This is a genomic window from Aquabacterium sp. A08 (assembly GCF_011742065.1).
On record NZ_JAAQQT010000369.1, the window covers coordinates 1 to 374 of the forward strand.

Annotated in this window: 1 protein-coding gene; it reads left to right on the forward strand. The window is 66.6% G+C overall.

The window, feature by feature from the left end:
- A partial coding sequence (locus tag HA630_RS27065) for a hypothetical protein (protein ID WP_166832201.1) occupies window positions 1–306 on the forward strand: 306 nt, incomplete at its 5' end.
- Window positions 307–374 lie beyond the last annotated feature (68 nt).

A 374-nucleotide genomic window follows, 5' to 3' on the forward strand; every position in this document is an offset into this window, starting at 1 on the left:
CGGGTGCTGACCTACGGCCAGGACGACAAGCTGTCGTGGCTGTTGCTGCCGCTGCTGGGCCTGAGCATCGCCACCGCCTGCCTGACGGCCATCGTTTACGCGCTGCGCACCCCCGAGCAGTGGAACCGGCGGCACAACCCCACCGAGGCGGCCGACGCCCCCGCTGGCCGGACGAACTGGCTGACCATCGGCGCGCTGGTGTTCGCCCTGATGTACGGCACCGTGGGGCTGATGGCCAGCCTCGCCTTCGGTTTCCAGCGCTACTTCGAATACCAGATCGAAGAGGCGCTGAAGATCAGCCAATGACGCTCAGGCGCGGAACATGAAATAGACCGCGCCCACCATGCACAGCGCCGCCCAGAGGTAGTCCCACT